General features: G+C 47.4%; 15 protein-coding genes and 1 tRNA gene. 12 read left to right on the top strand and 4 right to left on the bottom strand.

Annotated features, from left to right (window positions below):
* Positions 1–30 precede the first annotated feature (30 nt).
* The 6 genes from NOM90_RS12705 (at position 31) to NOM90_RS12680 (ending at position 6,860) form a co-directional block, all read left to right on the top strand.
* Positions 31–2,136, top strand: a complete 2,106-nt coding sequence (locus NOM90_RS12705) for a serine hydrolase domain-containing protein (RefSeq protein ID WP_255942396.1) — start codon at positions 31–33, stop codon at positions 2,134–2,136.
* An 87-nt stretch (positions 2,137–2,223) separates the two neighbouring features.
* Positions 2,224–2,976 carry an SIMPL domain-containing protein gene (locus NOM90_RS12700; protein WP_255942394.1) on the top strand — a complete coding sequence of 251 codons (753 nt, stop codon included), beginning with the start codon at positions 2,224–2,226 and terminating at the stop codon, positions 2,974–2,976.
* A gap of 195 nt (positions 2,977–3,171) precedes the next feature.
* On the top strand, positions 3,172–3,795 hold the full coding sequence (locus tag NOM90_RS12695; RefSeq protein WP_255942392.1) for a DUF4262 domain-containing protein: 624 nt from the start codon (positions 3,172–3,174) through the stop codon (positions 3,793–3,795).
* A gap of 163 nt (positions 3,796–3,958) precedes the next feature.
* Positions 3,959–5,071 carry a PdaC/SigV domain-containing protein gene (locus tag NOM90_RS12690; protein ID WP_255942391.1) on the top strand — a complete coding sequence of 371 codons (1,113 nt, stop codon included), beginning with the start codon at positions 3,959–3,961 and terminating at the stop codon, positions 5,069–5,071.
* A 174-nt stretch (positions 5,072–5,245) separates the two neighbouring features.
* Positions 5,246–6,337 (top strand): branched-chain amino acid aminotransferase, encoded by a 1,092-nt coding sequence (locus NOM90_RS12685; RefSeq protein ID WP_255942389.1) that lies wholly within the window; start codon positions 5,246–5,248, stop codon positions 6,335–6,337.
* Positions 6,338–6,395: 58 nt separating this feature from the next.
* Entirely contained in the window at positions 6,396–6,860 is a 465-nt protein-coding gene (locus tag NOM90_RS12680; protein ID WP_483314045.1) for an Rrf2 family transcriptional regulator, read from the top strand.
* Between the two features lie 81 nt (positions 6,861–6,941).
* On the opposite strand, the gene NOM90_RS12675 is transcribed toward NOM90_RS12680, so the two are convergent.
* The 3 genes from NOM90_RS12675 to NOM90_RS12665 form a co-directional block, all read right to left on the bottom strand.
* Positions 6,942–7,727 (bottom strand): AIM24 family protein, encoded by a 786-nt coding sequence (locus tag NOM90_RS12675; protein WP_255942387.1) that lies wholly within the window; start codon positions 7,725–7,727, stop codon positions 6,942–6,944.
* 162 nt (positions 7,728–7,889) lie between these two features.
* The gene (clpP, locus tag NOM90_RS12670) at positions 7,890–8,492 is read right to left on the bottom strand and encodes an ATP-dependent Clp endopeptidase proteolytic subunit ClpP (protein WP_340230100.1); all 603 of its coding nucleotides are present in this window, start codon (positions 8,490–8,492) and stop codon (positions 7,890–7,892) included.
* Between the two features lie 226 nt (positions 8,493–8,718).
* Positions 8,719–8,793 (bottom strand) — tRNA-Arg (locus tag NOM90_RS12665).
* A gap of 305 nt (positions 8,794–9,098) precedes the next feature.
* Here NOM90_RS12665 and NOM90_RS12660 point away from each other — a divergent pair.
* The 6 genes from NOM90_RS12660 (at position 9,099) to eno (ending at position 16,744) form a co-directional block, all read left to right on the top strand.
* Complete coding sequence (locus NOM90_RS12660; RefSeq protein WP_255942386.1) at positions 9,099–10,136, top strand: sugar-binding transcriptional regulator; 1,038 nt, start codon at positions 9,099–9,101, stop codon at positions 10,134–10,136.
* 107 nt (positions 10,137–10,243) lie between these two features.
* Complete coding sequence (gap, locus tag NOM90_RS12655; protein WP_255942385.1) at positions 10,244–11,254, top strand: type I glyceraldehyde-3-phosphate dehydrogenase; 1,011 nt, start codon at positions 10,244–10,246, stop codon at positions 11,252–11,254.
* Between the two features lie 207 nt (positions 11,255–11,461).
* Complete coding sequence (locus tag NOM90_RS12650) at positions 11,462–12,646, top strand: phosphoglycerate kinase (RefSeq protein WP_255942384.1); 1,185 nt, start codon at positions 11,462–11,464, stop codon at positions 12,644–12,646.
* A 439-nt stretch (positions 12,647–13,085) separates the two neighbouring features.
* Positions 13,086–13,838 carry a triose-phosphate isomerase gene (gene tpiA, locus NOM90_RS12645; protein ID WP_255942383.1) on the top strand — a complete coding sequence of 251 codons (753 nt, stop codon included), beginning with the start codon at positions 13,086–13,088 and terminating at the stop codon, positions 13,836–13,838.
* The gene (gene gpmI, locus NOM90_RS12640) at positions 13,838–15,388 is read left to right on the top strand and encodes a 2,3-bisphosphoglycerate-independent phosphoglycerate mutase (protein ID WP_255942382.1); all 1,551 of its coding nucleotides are present in this window, start codon (positions 13,838–13,840) and stop codon (positions 15,386–15,388) included. The genes tpiA and gpmI overlap by 1 nt, the downstream gene beginning before the upstream one ends.
* Positions 15,389–15,445: 57 nt before the next feature.
* The gene (gene eno / locus NOM90_RS12635; protein ID WP_255942381.1) at positions 15,446–16,744 is read left to right on the top strand and encodes a phosphopyruvate hydratase; all 1,299 of its coding nucleotides are present in this window, start codon (positions 15,446–15,448) and stop codon (positions 16,742–16,744) included.
* A 68-nt stretch (positions 16,745–16,812) separates the two neighbouring features.
* Here the strand turns inward: eno and NOM90_RS12630 are convergent, their stop codons facing one another.
* Positions 16,813–17,238, bottom strand: a complete 426-nt coding sequence (locus tag NOM90_RS12630) for a hypothetical protein (RefSeq protein WP_255942380.1) — start codon at positions 17,236–17,238, stop codon at positions 16,813–16,815.
* Positions 17,239–17,396 lie beyond the last annotated feature (158 nt).

Here is a 17,396-nt window from a genome sequence, read left to right as displayed (position 1 = left end):
TTGATCCAATACCAAGGGAGGCGAAATAGATTGAACCTACATAAAAATTGGAAAGCGGCTTCGGTCAAATTGACGAAAGCAACCATGGCTGCTGCACTGGCACTGACTTTATTACCTCCAGTGATGGCATCGGCGGCTGCTGCGCCTACGGCTGTATCTTCAACAAACGTCCAAACTCCGACTTTAACGGCATCTTCAGTTACCGCATTTTTGGATGCTTTTTTTGCGGAAGGGGCTATTCAAGAGATGGCTCCAGGAGCCGCAGTCGTTGTCGTCAAAAACGGCCAAGTGCTCGCAGAAAAAGGATACGGATACGCGGATGTCGATAGTAAACGAAAAGTCGATCCCAAAAAAGATGTATTCCGTATGGCTTCGGTGTCCAAAACCTTTACTTCTACAGCGATTATGCAGCTTGTCGAGCAAGGTAAAGTCGGTCTGAATACCGATATTCGTACGTACCTCGGCGATTTGACATTCAATAATCCTTTTGACAAACCTGTGACGGTCGGAGATCTAATGACTCACCTCAGTGGGTTCCAAATTCAAGACCCGGTCGCGGAAGATTTGAATCCGAACTTGGATGAGTATGTCGATCTCAAAGACTACATCAAGAAGTATATGCCGGATGTGGTACGCGAACCGGGAACGGCTTATATGTACGATAACTTCGCTTTCTTGTTATTGGGTTATATCGTGCAGCAAGCAAGCGGCATGCCGTATGAAAAATATATGGAGCAACATGTTTTCGAACCTTTAGGTATGGAGAGCACGGACTTTCTGATTCGAGAAGACCTGATGAAGCGCGCTGCGACAGGTTATGCAGGCGGTGAACCGGTAGAACCTTATACCGTGCGTCCGACCGTGATGCCTTCCGGCGGAATGTTCTCGACCGCAGACGATATGTCTAAATTTATGATTGCCTTTTTGAACGAGGGTAAACTGCCTTCCGGGAAAAGTCTGCTTCAAGCCGATACGATTGATTCGATGACGAAGTATCGTTCGGCGATTCATCCTTTGTTACCCGATGCGACTTACGGCTTTGAAGCCCCTACCCAACTTCCGGGCGCAGGTAGCAGCGACAAAGTCATCACAAAGGCTGGCGATATTGCAGGAGCAAGCTCATTGATGTTCTTGATTCCAGAACAAGATACCGGTGTATTTGTCGTGTATAACCAAAACGGTGGGCTGCGCGAGCAGTTGTATGCAGCGTTTATCGCGAAGTTTTTCCCACAATATGCGGCAGAAGCGACTTTCCCGGCGTTTACTCCAGAATCTCCAGAGCAACTGGCGCGTTATGCCGGTCTCTACAAAGATTTACGCGTCGAAAGTATCGTGTCCAAAGTGGGAGCAGGGTCGCGCGGACGTATGGTGATGTCTGATCCGTTAACCGGCGAACGTGCGCTCAAGCAAGTCGCTCCGGGACTTTTTATCGATGCGAATAAACGGTTGGTCGGCTTCAAACTGGATGATGCGGGTAACGTGACGTATCTGAAAGAACCGTATTTGAATCCGATGGGTTACGAGCAAAAAGGCGAAAAGCCAGCTGGATTCAACGATGTCCCGTCCACGCACCCGTATGCTTCATACATTCTCGACTTGCAATCGCTACGTTATTATCCGAATGATCCGAATCAAGCTTTCGGTCCAGATGAAGCGATGACAAGAGCCGAGTATGTCGAGATGTTGATGCGTACTTCAGCGATTCCATTGTCGGAAAAAACGCCGAAATTCAAAGATATCCAGAATCATCCGTATGCAGCAGCGATTCAGACGGCTTACGAATATGGTCTTGTCAGCGGAAATGACAAAGGGTTATTCCAGCCAGATCGCCCGATTACCCGTCAAGAAGCGGCCGTCATTATCTATAACTCGCTCGGCGGATTATATCCAGATGAGCTGCTACAACCGATTAAGCTGTCGGGTCATACCGACAAATGGGCAGTAAGTGCGGTTAAACTGATGGTGACGATGGGCTATCATGGTCCAGAAGTCAAAAAAAATAGTGCGGGAGCCGCTGATTTCTTGTCTAAAAAAGTGTTAACTCGCGCTGAAAACGCGGCGATCAACGACATGTTGTTAACAAGCAGCCTTGCCGGTAATTCGCAACTCGGAGACGGCTCGCTACCAGGTAACTAATTTCGTAAGCCTTTTCTGCGTTGACTGCAACCTTTTCCAAAACTTTGGCGTTTAGAAAAGTACCAACGACAAGAGGAGGAATTACAAATGAAAATGTGGATGAAACCGTTAGGTAGCGTGTTGATCGCAGGTTCTTTACTGGTAGGCGGAGCAGCACTTCCATCATCTTTTGGGCTTGGACAAGCTCAAGCAGCGGAGGTTGTCGCAATGAACGTAATTAACGTAACGGGCAAAGGCGAAGTAAAAGTTACACCAGACGTTGCTTATCTGTATATCGGTGTGCAGTCCAATGCAGCCACTGCAACAGATGCTCAGAAAAAAACAGCAGCAGCGATGAACAAGTTAAGCAAATTGCTTAAAACCGATTGGAAAGTCGCAAATAAAGATGTAGAAACGGATCAGTTCTATGTGTCTCCAAACTACACGTATAGCGAAAAAGACGGTCAAAAAGTTAAAGATTATACGGCTACACATACGCTGAAAGTCACTTACCGTGATCTGGATAAGATCGGTCAATTGCTGGATGCGGCTTCCGAAGCTGGAGCAAACCAAATTCAAAATATTAGTTTTGCTGCCGAAAATCCAGACCAATATGAAGAAGAAGCTATTGCTAAAGCGATGACTAGCGCTCAGAAAAAAGCGGCAGCCGTGGCTAAAGCAGCAGGACGTACTTTGGGTGCGGCTACTTCGATCAGTCTCGATAATGCCGATGCTCCGATCGTTTATGCACAGTATGAAATGGCAAAAGCAACGATGGATACTGCCAATTCTTCGACTTCGATCGAGCCAGGCCAAATTACGCTTCGTACGAATGTAACCGTTCAATACGAAATGAAATAAGATCTGTATCGAGCATTTTGAAAAAGCCACTTTCGTTTATTGCGAAGGTGGCTTTTTCGCATATGAACCTTTTTTAAAACCTCTTTTTGTAAAAAATGAGCATAAAGCTGTTTGGAATTAGACACGGAGTTTATAAATGGAGTAAGAAACAAACGTAGTTACAAATTCTTCGGAACCGAAAGCGAGGTGATTCCAGTGATCGAAACATTGAACATTCCCGAAAACCGAAAACAATATTACCGTAGAATGTTGCAAGAAAATCCGGCAAGAAACTTAGTCGAACGCTATTCCTTGTTTTGTGAAGAGTATAGTGATTTTGCTCGCAAACGAATGTCTTATATTCCGGAATTGATGCAAAAAGGTTGGGTGTCAATCGTCTTATCGGACGAAGGAATGAACTATGCCTTCACGATCGGATTGGAATATAGCTTCGGGCATCCTGAGATTTTGATTGCTTCACCTAATCGACCTGCACGTGTGTTGGCGAAAATGGTCGAATGGTTTGCGCAGCAAGTCGAAGACGGGCATAACTTCGACGCTCACTTGAATTACGCAGAATCATTGAAGCAAGAAAAAGACTTTAGCGATATCGACGGAGCAGCGATCATGCGTCCTTATGAAGAATCAGACGCCGATAATTATCCGTGTGGGTATCTGCATTCGTTCTATGGTTACTTCGCTGACCGTAATCTGGATCATCACAAATTACCGATGTTGATTCTAGAACTGGATTTCCCGGTACGTCCTGCACCGCCCGGAGGTCGTCTCTCGAATATTATGAATATGCAACCGAAATGGGATACCGGTGTTGATGCCTAATGTATATATTGTCATAGAACTTTGACAATTTTGTCAAACAACTTGCTCGGGTATTGCAATACTGTAACGCTCATTGTCACCCAATGTCGCTGAGATCTCTTTATAATCACAAGTGGAGAAAGAAATTATAGAGATCGCTCAAAAGCGAAGGAGCTGAATCAACATGAAACGGACAACCCCTACTTTACAAAAAACAGCGAAGATGATGACCGCAGCTTTACTGACAGCCGGATTGCTGCTTCCAACCACGACTTTTTTACAGCCGACTAACGCTCATGCTGCTTCGATGAGTGCAAGTTCAAAAGTTGCAAAAAGCGTCAATGTACGTTGGAACGACAAAGCGATCGGCATGGCTGCTTTCCAAGCTTCGGGTGATACCTTTATCCCGGTCAAAGCATTGGCAAAAGCCGCAGGGCTTTCCCTCACTTACGATAAAACGTCGGGACAATATACACTTGGCACATCGCCAAACCGTTTAGTATTGTCCCCTTATAATAGTCAAGTATGGATCGGCGCTAACGGAGTCGGTCTTCAAACCGAAGGACGCGTGAAAAGCGGATCGATCTACGTGCCGCTATCTGTGCTTCGAGATTACGCTGGCATGGATGGCGTATGGAATGCTTCCACGAACATCATTTCGTTAAAACCTTCTGCGGCTTCCGACGTCACGTTTACAGAAAAAACATTAAAACAAAACACAGGTGAAAAAGTCGTCGATATTCGCTACCCGGAATTGTCTGGCGATGCTGCGGGAATCGCGAAAATCAATGCAGCGATGAAAAAACATGCTCAAGCTTTCTTAACCGATTTTGAAGCTCAGGTGAAAGATTTTGGACCACTACCAAGTAAAGAAATGTACTACGAAGCAGACGGCGATTATCTGATTACGTACAACAAAAACGGATTTATTAGCATCGTGGCGCAAGATTATAGCTTCTACGGCGGCGCACACGGAATGACGATTCAGACCGGATATAATTTCGATGTGAATACAGGCAAAGAAGTCACATTGGATCAATTGCTGAAAGCTAACCCAAATTATCGCAAAGTCGTGGATAAACAAATCACTCAAGAATTCAAAAAACGCGGAATCTTGTATGACGATAGTTCGTTCCAAACCATCGGCAAATCGCCGGAGTTTTATGTGACAAACAGCGGCTTCACGATCTTCTTCCAACAATATGAATACACGCCTTATGCAGCAGGTCTTCCTTCTTTCGATATTAAATTTTCATCCGTCTTGACTAAAGGAACCAATCCTTTCGCTGGACTGTAAATCAAATTCAACCTACAAGCCCGGAACCCAACCGGTATGGATCATTTCCATATCGTTAGGTTTCGGGCTTTCGATTTGGATCACTTTTCAGGTAAAATAAAGATACAGCCTGATTTGCGATTGTAAAAAGGCAAGATGCTGATAAGATGGAATATAAAAAGAGGAGCGTGCATTATGCAAGGGGAATTGAAAATCGAACAATCTACGCAGCTCAAACCAAAACCGAATACCGCCAATCTTTCGTTTGGCGTCTATATGACCGATCATATGTTCACGATGGACTATGACAAAGGTCAAGGCTGGCATGATGCCAAAATCGTTCCTTACGGACCGATTCCGATGGACCCGGCAGCTAAAGTGTTCCATTACGGTCAAACGATCTTTGAAGGAATGAAAGCTTATGTCGGCCCGGATGGCGATATTCGTTTGTTCCGTCCCGAGAAAAACTTCGAGCGTTTCAATCGTTCTTGCCGCCGGATGAGTATTCCGGAGATCGACGAAGCTTTTGTATTGAACGCTTTGAAAGAGTTAATTAAACTGGATCGTAGCTGGGTACCTTCGGAGCCGGGAACTTCGCTGTATATCCGTCCTTTTGCGATTGCTACCGAAAACCATCTGGGAGCGAACCCTTCGCTTAACTATAAAATGATGATCATTTTGTCGCCGGTTGCCGCTTATTATGCGGAAGGATTGAATCCGGTACGCATCTATGTCGAGACTCGCGATGTACGCGCGGTAACAGGCGGCGTAGGTGAAGCCAAAACGGCAGGAAACTATGCAGCAAGTATGCAAGCGCAAGAAAACGCGTATGCAGCAGGGTATTCACAAGTGCTGTGGCTAGACGGCGTACAACGTAAATATGTCGAAGAAGTCGGCAGCATGAACGTCTTTTTCCGTATCGGCGACCGTATTGTTACACCTTCGCTAAGCGGCAGCATTTTGAACGGGATTACACGCGACTCCGCAATTCATATGTTGCGCGATTTCGGTTTTGAAGTTGAAGAACGTCCGATTACCATCGACGAACTTTGGCAGCATGCGGAAGACGGTTCGCTGATCGAAGCTTTCGGTACAGGCACAGCAGCTGTCGTGTCTCCAATCGGCGAGATTGGTTGGGAAGATAAAACAGTGAAGATCGGAGCTGGCGAAACAGGCGAATGTACGCGTCGTCTGTACGATGAATTGACTTCGCTGCAACGCGGCGATTCCGAAGATCGCTTCGGATGGACGCAAACGGTATGCCGCGCGGAAACGGCTCAATCTTAATTGACATTTGCATGAAATGTAACTAAAATAGTTTCACATCATGAAGGAGGGATGCGAATTGAATATCAGTACGCGGTTTCCGGTTGCGGTGCATACGTTGATATTGTTGAACATTTCGCAGCCCGGTACAGCCACTTCGGATTTTATTGCTTCCAGCGTAAATACAAATCCGGTCGTGATTCGCCGAATCACCAGCATGCTCGGTCGTGCAAATCTTGTAGAAGCCAAAGCAGGAATTGCAGGAGCCAAGCTGAAAAAGCCGTTGTCCGATATTACTCTGCTTGATGTCTATAAAGCGGTGAATGTAGTCGGTGAAGGTCAATTATTCGCGGTACACGACAACTCAAGTATTAAGTGCGAAGTCGGACGTCATATGCACTCGACGATGACGACGATCTTGGCTCGTGCCCAACAAGCGATGGAGCAAGTGTTGGCGCAGACCACGGTTGCCGATGTCGCAGGCGATATTGCGCAGTTGGAAGGTGTCGTATTTCCCGATTACTTTATGCAGCCTAGTTTGTAGTGGGTAGCTAGAAAGTATGATAAAAGCCCGACGTTTTCGAATGACGAAAACGTCGGGCTTTTTGTATAGATCATTTAAGGTTTAAAAAGGTCGCGCGCGAAACGGAAGGGTCGGTGCAAGCCAGACCTCGCCGCGTCCTCGGAACGTCTGAAGCATCCCTTCACCGGAAGATGCGGAACCGAGCATGGATTTGGTCGATTTTTCTACACTGAACTCAATCGTACTACTGCGTAACACGGCGAAGCTTCCGTCTACTTTTAACGTCTCGGTGCCGTCTAGCTCATAACGAACCAATTCGTATTCCGGTACTGGTAGTTCCAAGACTACATAACCGTTATCCGACGCGGTAATTTTGGTCTGGAACAGACCTTCGCCGCCAAATAGCGCCGAGGATACGTTGCTTTGTTTCGCTACGCCGACTTTGACGGTGTTTTCCGCGCAGAAGAACAATCCGTCGTCCACAATAATTTCTTCGCCGGGAGCTAATTCGATAAGTGTGAAGTCTTTGCGTTTGGGTTCCAGATACATTTCGCCGCTTCCACGGTAGATCGGTTTGCTTGCCGTCTCGCCCGTAACCGCGCTACCCACGAATTTTTTGGCAAAACCGCCTACGCCGCCAGAACGATTTTCCATCTCGATATTGCCGAACATATATTGCAACGCGCCGGCTTCCAGTACTACAGAGGTATCTTTCAGCAAAATACGAACTTGTTGCCAGCTAAAACGTTCTTGATCATGGTGATTGACCGATTTTGCCAAATCTGCGTTGTAGTTTTCCGGCAATCCACCCGCTTGAATCACTTCGATCACCAGATTGTCTCTTTTTAACGAGCTGAACACGCGAAAATCGTTATGACGAAATTGCATAAATGTTTTCCTCCTCGGTATATGTACGCGTGATTGAATAAGGTTCTGCACCTATTACGCAGAGTTGCGCTTGTCGGTTGCGAAGTGTAGATAAGAAAATATAAACAAAAAAGCCTGAACAAATTCGCTGGATCAGCAAATTCGTTCAGGCTTGTTCCGAGATTACTTCACGCCGATTTCGGCAACGGGTTTTTCGATCACTTTGTCGATGATTCCGTATTCTGCTGCTGCGGCAGCATCCATGAAGTAGTCGCGATCCGTATCTTTGTCGATACGCTCGATCGGTTGACCGGTGCGCTCAGACATAATGCGGTTCAGCTTTTCGCGAAGCGCGATGATGCGGCGAGCCCGGATTTCGATATCCGAAGCTTGACCTTGCGCGCCGCCGAGCGGCTGGTGAATCATGATTTCGCTATTCGGCAAAGCAAAACGTTTGCCTTTTGCGCCTGCATTCAGCAAGAAAGCGCCCATCGAAGCCGCCATGCCTACGCAGATCGTTGATACGTCTGCTTTGATAAACTGCATCGTATCAAAAATTGCCATACCCGCCGTGATCGAACCACCTGGGCTATTGATGTACAAATAAATATCTTTTTCAGGATCTTCCGCTTCAAGGAACAAAAGCTGTGCAATAATTGCGTTCGCTACAACATCGTTAACTTCGGTACCGAGGAAAATAATGCGGTCTTTCAGCAGGCGGGAGTAAATGTCATACGCTCTCTCGCCGCGATTGCTTTGTTCAACGACCATAGGAATGTAACCCACAGTGAAAAACCTCCTTGTGAACGGATCAGTTCCGTCATTATGATTTGGAATAACTGCCAGGCTGGAGTGCCTGCCGAACCCTTATACGTCGAGGGACCCGGTAAACGTCTAGCTGGTATTACCCATATGATAAACAATTCCAAACATAAAGTCAAAGAAAGTCAAACTTTCTACAAAAAAAATAGCCTTATCGGCGTCATAAACAAAAAATACAGTTAAATAATAATGGCGCGCCCGCCAAGAATCGAACTTGGATCTCAGGCTTCGGAGGCCTACGTCATATCCATTGGACCACGGGCGCACAATATGTGAAGAAACAGCAGTAATTATGATTATAGTCATTTGCAAGGTAAATAGCAAGTTTTGATTGAGCTGTGAAAAATGGAGCAAAACTACCGCTATATAGAGGGGTTAATGATTTTATTTCACCTATATATAGTAGAGATGAATCAGACTTGGAAAAGAATTAAATTACCTCTTGCCAAAGCTTGCATCGCGGCGTCAAATTGGGTAAACTAGGTGTGGGACAGAAAAAGTGTTCCCGGGACATTAAATGTCCACTGATTTAAATTATACAGGCAGACGAAGTTTGCAGAGGTGGAGCGCATGCAGAATATTCTCGAAATCCAGCAGCAGCTGCTTCCCGATCTCATGGAAACTCTCAAGAAAAGGTACACCATCCTTCATCAGATTATGCTGACAGGTACAACCGGTCGCCGTACGTTAGCGAACTCGTTGCAAATGACCGAACGTGTGCTTCGAGCCGAGACCGACTTGTTGAAAGCACAAGGCTTGATCGAGACGGATACGGCAGGTATGCGAATCAGCGATGCGGGGCAACTCCTTCTTGAGCGTCTGGAACCCGTATTGAAGGAATTAGTGGGATTGTCCAACCTAGAAGAGAGAATTCGTCAATTTTACGGACTTCGCAAAGTTGTTGTGGTTCCGGGAAATTGTGATGAATCGCCGCTATCCAAGCGAGAACTTGGCAAAGCGGGAGCCAAAGCACTGCTCGGCGTCATGCAAGGCGGAGATGTAGTTGCGGTAACTGGAGGAACAACATTAGCCGAAATGGCTGAACAGTTGACCTATCCGGTAAATGGTCCTCTCAAAGGAAGTTGGTTCGTTCCAGCACGCGGGGGACTGGGCGAAAGCCTAGAAATCCAAGCGAACACGATTGCTTCCAATATGGCAAAGCGGGTAGGCGCCGATTATCGGCTGCTGCATGTACCTGATCTACTGAGCCGCGAAGCTTACGAGTCGCTGGTGCAAGATCCGAATATCCAGGAAATCGTTCGCGAAATCCGTACGTCACGCGTGATCGTTCACGGGATCGGCAATGCGGTAGATATGGCGCGGCGACGCAGATTGGATGAAGGAACAACGAACGAACTCCATGAAAAAGGAGCGGTAGCCGAATCTTTCGGTTATTACTTCGACGAGAGCGGCAATGTCGTTCATAACATGCTGACTCTCGGACTTAGACTCGATGATATTAAGGCGGCAGACGTCGTACTCGGTATCGCGGGTGGCAAATCAAAAGCAAAAGCAATTCACGCAGTACTGCGATTCGGAAAAGAAGACATTTTGATTCTTGACGAAGCAGCGGCGCTGGAAATTGTTCAAGTGCTGGAGAGCGCCTAACAAACTTGTTACTCACGGCGCGGCTTTTTCATCGAATATGAAGAAGTGGCACCTTGAATAAATGAAACTTTTCTTCACAAACCATCTATTTTAGGAGGAACTGTTCAATGACTGTAAAAGTAGGTATTAACGGATTTGGTCGTATCGGACGTTTGGCATTCCGTCGTATTCAAGACGTGCAAGGTATCGAGGTTGTCGCAATCAACGACTTGACTGACGCGAAAATGCTCGCACACCTGTTGAAATATGATACAACGCAAGGTAAATTCAACGGTGACGTTGAAGTACACGACGGCTTCTTCAAAGTAAACGGCAAAGAAGTTAAAGTCTTGGCTAACCGCAACCCAGAAGAACTTCCTTGGGGAGATCTCGGCGTTGATATCGTTCTGGAGTGCACAGGTTTCTTCACAACTAAAGAAGGCGCTGAAAAGCACATCACAGCTGGCGCTAAAAAAGTCGTGATCTCCGCACCAGCTACAGGCGATATGAAAACAATCGTTTACAACGTAAACCATGAAATCCTTGATGGTTCGGAAACGGTAATTTCTGGCGCTTCTTGCACAACTAACTGCCTGGCTCCTATGGCAAAAACACTGCAAGATCAGTTCGGCGTTGTTCAAGGTCTTATGACTACAATCCACGCTTACACTGGCGACCAAAACACTTTGGATGCTCCGCACCCTAAAGGCGACTTCCGTCGTGCTCGCGCGGCAGCAGAAAACATCATTCCTAACACGACTGGCGCTGCTAAAGCAATCGGTCTGGTTATCCCAGAACTTCAAGGTAAACTTGACGGCGCTGCACAACGTGTACCAGTCGCTACAGGTTCCCTGACTGAGCTGGTTGTTGTTCTTGAAAAAACAGTAACTGTTGACGAAGTTAACGCGGCAATGAAAGCTGCTGCTGACCCAGAAACTTACGGTTACACAGAAGACGAGATCGTATCGTCCGATATCAGAGGAATGACTTTCGGTTCCCTGTTCGACGCTACGCAAACTCGCGTAATGACAGTTGGCGACAAGCAACTCGTTAAAACAGTAGCTTGGTACGATAACGAAATGTCTTACACAGCTCAACTCGTTCGTACGCTTGAATTCTTCGCGAAAAAAGCTCAGTAATTCCGGACCTTTTCGCGCGAAAGTCGGCATACTTATCGCATAATGAAAACGCGTAGGTAGAGTGGATAAAGACTCTGCTTACGTAGTTCATGCAGAAAAAGCGGAAACAGCTTCATTGTGTTTCCGCTTTTTCTAAGTTGCCGGAGCGGGCGAGGCGTATTCCTTGGAATCCTGAATTCTAAATTTGAGGGCATGGGGGATTAATTTATGAATAAGAAAAGTGTACGTGACGTAGAAGTAAGCGGCAAAGTTGTGTTTGTGCGCGTCGATTTTAACGTTCCGCTCGAAGATGGAAAAATTACGGATGACACGCGTATCCGTGCAACTCTTCCAACGATCAATTATTTGACTGAAAGAGGCGCGAAAGTCTTGCTGGCGAGCCATCTTGGACGTCCAAAAGGCGAAGTTGTCGAATCGATGCGTTTGACTCCAGCCGCAGAACGTCTGTCTGAACTGCTGGGCAAACCAGTCGTGAAAACAGATGAGTCGATCGGAGAAGCGGTCAAGGCTAAAATCGCCGAGCTCAAAGACGGAGACGTGCTGGTGCTTGAAAACGTTCGTTTCCATGCAGGCGAAGAGAAAAACGATGCTGAACTCGCTAAAGAGTTTGCTTCGCTTGCCGATCTGTTCGTAAACGACGCTTTTGGCGCCGCTCACCGTGCTCATGCTTCGACTGAAGGTATCGCACACCACCTGCCAGCCGTATCCGGCTTGTTGATGGAAAAAGAACTCGACGTATTGGGTAAAGCTTTGTCGAACCCAGAACGTCCGTTCACAGCGATCGTTGGCGGTTCGAAAGTTAAAGACAAAATCGATGTCATCGACAACCTGATCAATATTGCAGATAACGTATTGATCGGTGGCGGATTGGCATATACCTTCTTCAAAGCACAAGGCTATGAAATCGGTCAATCCCTGCTTGACGACAGCAAACTTGATGTAGCTTTGGGCTTCATCGAAAAAGCGAAAAAACTGGGCAAAACGTTCCACTTGCCAGTGGATATCGTAATTACCGATGAATTCAGCGCAAAAGCAAACACCAAAATCGTCAACGTTGAAGACGGCATCCCGGCAGATTGGGAAGGCATCGACATCGGACCGAAAACTCGCGAAAAATACGCTGAAATCATCAAAAACTCCAAACTGGTTGTTTGGAACGGACCGATGGGCGTATTCGAAATCGAGCCTTTCTCCAACGGCACACGTGCTGTAGGCGAAGCTTGCGCAACAACAGAAGGCTACACCATCATTGGCGGCGGCGACTCCGCAGCAGCAACCGAGAAATTCGGTCTGGCTGATAAAATGAACCATATCTCCACAGGCGGCGGCGCTTCCCTGGAGTTCATGGAAGGCAAAGCCCTCCCAGGCGTTGTAGCTCTCAACGATAAGTAAAACCAACTTGCTTTCCGCCTCATCAGCGGAAGCAAGCTGTCCATAGATCGAACTAGCTTTACAAGCATGTCCAAGCTTCAGCAAGGAGAAGCGATCGGGGACGTTTCACCTGTCCCCGCCGCCCTCCCCTCGCCGGAGCGAGTTTTAAAGCGATCCTAAAATGGTTTTAGTCAGCGTTGGTACACGTGCTAAAGTAGCGAAGAGTTGCAGGCAGCCGGAGAAGCTAAAAGCTTTCCTAGGGAAAGCTGGCATCGAAAGCATAAGCTTGTTCGCCTTTGAAATTCGATTTCCCCCTCTGTTATGCTTCAATCAAAGAAATCGAATTTCAACACGCGATCGGAGGCGCCGGCAACTCGCAGCGCCATCTTAGCTCCTACGTTTCCAATGCTGACGCAATCCGTTTTATGAGATCAGTCATTTAAAAGGAGTGGATTATTTCGTGAGAATGCCAATCATCGCAGGTAACTGGAAAATGTTCAAAACCGTATCCGAAACGCTGACTTTTGCAGAAGCTGTAAAAAGTAGCGCAGTGGTAGAAGGCGTGGAAACGGTCATCTGTGCACCGTTCACCAATCTTCCTGCTCTGACCGAAGCGGTTAAAGGAACTGGAATCAAAGTCGGCGCACAAAACCTTCATTTCGAAGACAACGGCGCATTCACGGGCGAAATCAGCGGCGTTATGCTGAAAGAACTCGGCGTAGATTACGTAATCATCGGTCACTCGGAGCGTCGTCAATACTTTGGCGAAACCGACGAAATCGTAAATAAAAAAGTCGTAGCGGCTTTCCGCAACGACCTGACTCCGATCGTATGCGTAGGCGAAAAGCTCGAAGAGCGCGAAGCCGACCAAACGAAAGACGTCTGCAAAGTACAGACCGAAGGCGCATTTAAAGGTCTGTCCAAAGAAGACGCGGCGAAAGTTGTCGTAGCTTACGAGCCAATCTGGGCAATCGGAACAGGCAAATCGTCTACATCCGCAGATGCAAACGAAGTAACAGCTTATATCCGTACCGTTCTTGCTGATCTGTACGATCAAGCGACAGCTGACGTGATCCGTATCCAATACGGCGGTAGCGTGAAGCCTGAGAACGTAACGGAATACCTCGGTCAAAGCGACATCGACGGCGCGCTTGTCGGCGGTGCAAGTCTTCAACCGGATTCCTTCGTTGCCCTAGTTGAGGGGGCGAAGTAATGACAGCTCCAAAACCGGTAGCGCTGATTATTATGGACGGTTTCGGTCTGCGCGAAGGCGTAGAAGGCAACGCAGTTGCTCAAGCGAAAAAACCGAACTATGAGCGTTTTTGGAACAAATACCCGCATACGACACTGACAGCTTGCGGCGAAGCCGTAGGTCTGCCAGAAGGTCAGATGGGCAACTCCGAAGTGGGTCACTTGAATATCGGTGCAGGCCGCATCGTGTATCAAGACTTGACTCGCATCACCAAATCGATCCGCGAAGGCGACTTTTTCGAAAACGAAACGTTGCTGTCCGCGATCACTTCGGCTAAACAAAACGGCAAAAAGCTTCATGTACTGGGTCTGCTGTCCGACGGCGGCGTACACAGTCATATCGATCACCTTTTTGCTGTGTTGGAATTAGCGAAAAAAGAAAACTTCAACGACGTATATATCCATGCTTTCATGGATGGACGCGACGTATCTCCGGATAGCGGCAAGAAATATATGCAGCTTCTGGTTGATAAAATCGCCGAAATCGGCGTAGGTCAAATCGCGACCGTGCAAGGTCGTTACTACGCGATGGACCGCGATAAACGCTGGGAACGCGTAGAACTGGCTTACCGTGCAATGGTATACGGCGAAGGCGAACACGCGGCAAGCGGTCTGGAAGCGGTAGAAGCTTCTTATGCGAAAGAAGTCATGGACGAATTCGTATTGCCTACCGTAATCGCAAAAGACGGACAGCCAACGGCGAAAATCGAATCCGGTGACTCGATTATCTTCATCAACTTCCGTCCTGACCGTGCGATTCAAATTTCCGAAGCGCTGACAAACCCGGGATTTGCTGGCTTTGAACGCGGCGAAGGTCAACCGGAAACGCTGAGCTTCGTATCGTTCACGACGTACAGTGCCAATGTAAAAGGTCTGGTGGCGTACTCGCCGAAAAACTTGACCAATACACTGGGCGAAGTACTCGTTCAACACAACAAATCGCAATTGCGTATCGCGGAAACTGAAAAGTACCCGCACGTGACTTTCTTCTTCAGCGGCGGACGCGATGTAGAGCTGGAAGGCGAAACTCGCATTCTGATCAACTCGCCGAAAGTTGCAACGTATGACCTGCAACCGGAGATGAGTGCTTACGAAGTGGCGGACGCTTGCGTAGCCGAGATCGAAGCAGAGCGTCAAGACTGCATCATCTTGAACTTCGCAAACCCGGATATGGTTGGACACTCCGGCATGATGGAGCCAACGATCAAAGCTGTAGAAACAACAGACGAATGCGTAGGACGCGTTGTAGACGCGGTTCTTGCCAAAGGCGGCGTTGTTCTGATTACAGCTGACCACGGTAATGCGGAGACGGAAATCGATGAGTTTGGACGCCCGCAAACGGCGCATACAACGAACCCGGTTCCGTTTATCGTAACGAGCGAAGACGTGACGCTGCGCGAAGGCGGCATTCTTGCCGACATCGCACCGACGATTCTCGATCTGATGCAAGTTCCGCAACCTGCCGAAATGACAGGCACATCGGTCATTTCCGGTCGCAAAACTTCTCATTAAGCCGCAAATGTGGCATAGTTAACTTATAAAAACGAACTCAAAGGAGATTACTTAAAAATGACGATTATTTCTGACGTTTATGCACGCGAAGTCCTTGACTCCCGCGGTAACCCTACAGTAGAAGTTGAAGTATACCTGGAATCCGGCGCGATCGGTCGCGCAATCGTTCCTTCCGGCGCTTCGACAGGTGTTCACGAAGCAGTTGAACTTCGTGACGGCGACAAAGGCCGTTACCTTGGTAAAGGCGTAGAAAACGCGGTTAAAAACGTAAACGAAACGATTGCTCCAGAAGTTATCGGTATGGACGCTCTTGACCAACTGGGCATCGACAAAGCGATGATCGAGCTGGACGGAACAGCAAACAAAGGTAAACTGGGCGCTAACGCGATCCTGGCTGTATCGATGGCTGTAGCTCGCGCAGCAGCTGACGCTCTTGATCTGCCACTGTACGTATACCTGGGCGGATTCAACGCTAAACAATTGCCAGTACCAATGATGAACATCGTAAACGGCGGCGAACATGCCGACAACAACGTTGACGTACAAGAGTTCATGGTTCTGCCAGTAGGCGCGCCTACGTTCAAAGAAGCTCTGCGCATGGGTGCGGAAATCTTCCACAACCTCAAAGCAGTACTCAGCAGCAAAGGTCTGGCTACAGCAGTAGGCGACGAAGGCGGCTTTGCTCCTAACTTCACATCGAACGAAGAAGCATTGACTACAATCATCGAAGCGATCGAAAAAGCTGGCTACACGCCAGGTAAAGATATCTTCTTGGGTATGGACGTAGCTTCGACTGAGTTCTACAAAGACGGTAAATACGTTCTTGCGGGCGAAGGTAAATCTTACACTTCCGCAGAATTCGTTGACCTGATGGCTTCTTGGGTTGAAAAATACCCAATCATCACAATCGAAGATGCTTGCGCAGAAGACGATTGGGAAGGTTGGAAATTGCTCACTGAAAAATTGGGCGATAAAGTCCAATTGGTCGGCGACGATCTGTTCGTAACGAACACTGAGCGTCTGAGCCGCGGTATCGAAGAAGGAATCGGTAACTCGATCCTGATCAAAGTTAACCAAATCGGTACATTGACTGAGACTTTCGATGCAATCGAAATGGCTAAACGTGCAGGTTACACAGCAGTTATCTCTCACCGTTCGGGCGAATCCGAAGATAGCACAATCGCAGACATCGCAGTTGCGACTAACGCGGGTCAAATCAAAACGGGTGCTCCTTCCCGTACAGACCGCGTTGCAAAATACAACCAATTGCTTCGCATCGAAGACCAACTGGGCGACTTGGCTCAATACAATGGTCTTAAATCGTTCTACAACTTGGACCAAAAGAAATTCCAATAGGATTTTTGGTTCGCGAATAGATTTGAATAGGAAAAGAGACGCCGGACGCGGCGTCTCTTTTTTTTGTTTTATTCTTCTTCGAGAGGTAGCAGCTCTTTGAGTTTTTCGCTATTCTCTGAGTTGGTTCTAGAATACTTTTGAGGATCACCGAACAACGGTTGACCGATCAGAAACGTACCGTCTTCCATTTGCCACAGTTCTACACCGAGTTCCATCGTCGAGTCTTTTCCATTATTGACGACCACCGTATAATCCGAATCTAATTTCGTTCCTGTAGGTTTGCGTTCGATTGGAGCGGCGCTTTCGATTAAGGTTTTGAATTTCTTGATCGCTTCCGGGTCTGTAATGCCTTGATCGGTATTATAAGCGACGACGTCTTTGCTGGAATGTATGCCGACCAACAAAATACGTTCGTTTTTTGTGGAACATGCCGCTAAAAGAAGAAGTAGTGTACCCAACAGTAAAGCCCCCAAAATTAATCGGTTGATGTTCATACCTAGCTCCTTTCTTAAAACAATATCGAAGATTGGAAAAGATCGGTAGTTGTACTTCTTGAACGCCGTCGATGAGCGAAAGGTTACGCCTTGTTCCAAAACATCGTATAAAAAAGCCGGATCGACAGAGGTGCTGTCGATCCGGCTTCGATTATATT

The organism is Saccharibacillus sp. JS10 (assembly GCF_024436065.1).
Lineage (GTDB): Bacteria > Bacillota > Bacilli > Paenibacillales > Paenibacillaceae > Saccharibacillus.
Note: the sequence above shows the minus strand (reverse complement) of the source record. Positions and strands in the feature narration are given on the sequence as shown.

Excerpts from the sequence above, each read along its gene's own strand:
- NOM90_RS12700 (WP_255942394.1), top strand. The coding sequence starts at position 2,224 with ATGAAAATGTGGATGAAACCGTTAGGTAGCGTGTTGATCGCAGGTTCT.
- NOM90_RS12690 (WP_255942391.1), top strand. The coding sequence starts at position 3,959 with ATGAAACGGACAACCCCTACTTTACAAAAAACAGCGAAGATGATGACC.
- NOM90_RS12685 (WP_255942389.1), top strand. The coding sequence starts at position 5,246 with ATGCAAGGGGAATTGAAAATCGAACAATCTACGCAGCTCAAACCAAAA.
- NOM90_RS12675 (WP_255942387.1), bottom strand. The coding sequence starts at position 7,727 with ATGCAATTTCGTCATAACGATTTTCGCGTGTTCAGCTCGTTAAAAAGA.
- NOM90_RS12660 (WP_255942386.1), top strand. The coding sequence starts at position 9,099 with ATGCAGAATATTCTCGAAATCCAGCAGCAGCTGCTTCCCGATCTCATG.
- gap (WP_255942385.1), top strand. The coding sequence starts at position 10,244 with ATGACTGTAAAAGTAGGTATTAACGGATTTGGTCGTATCGGACGTTTG.
- NOM90_RS12650 (WP_255942384.1), top strand. The coding sequence starts at position 11,462 with ATGAATAAGAAAAGTGTACGTGACGTAGAAGTAAGCGGCAAAGTTGTG.
- gpmI (WP_255942382.1), top strand. The coding sequence starts at position 13,838 with ATGACAGCTCCAAAACCGGTAGCGCTGATTATTATGGACGGTTTCGGT.
- eno (WP_255942381.1), top strand. The coding sequence starts at position 15,446 with ATGACGATTATTTCTGACGTTTATGCACGCGAAGTCCTTGACTCCCGC.
- NOM90_RS12630 (WP_255942380.1), bottom strand. The coding sequence starts at position 17,238 with ATGAACATCAACCGATTAATTTTGGGGGCTTTACTGTTGGGTACACTA.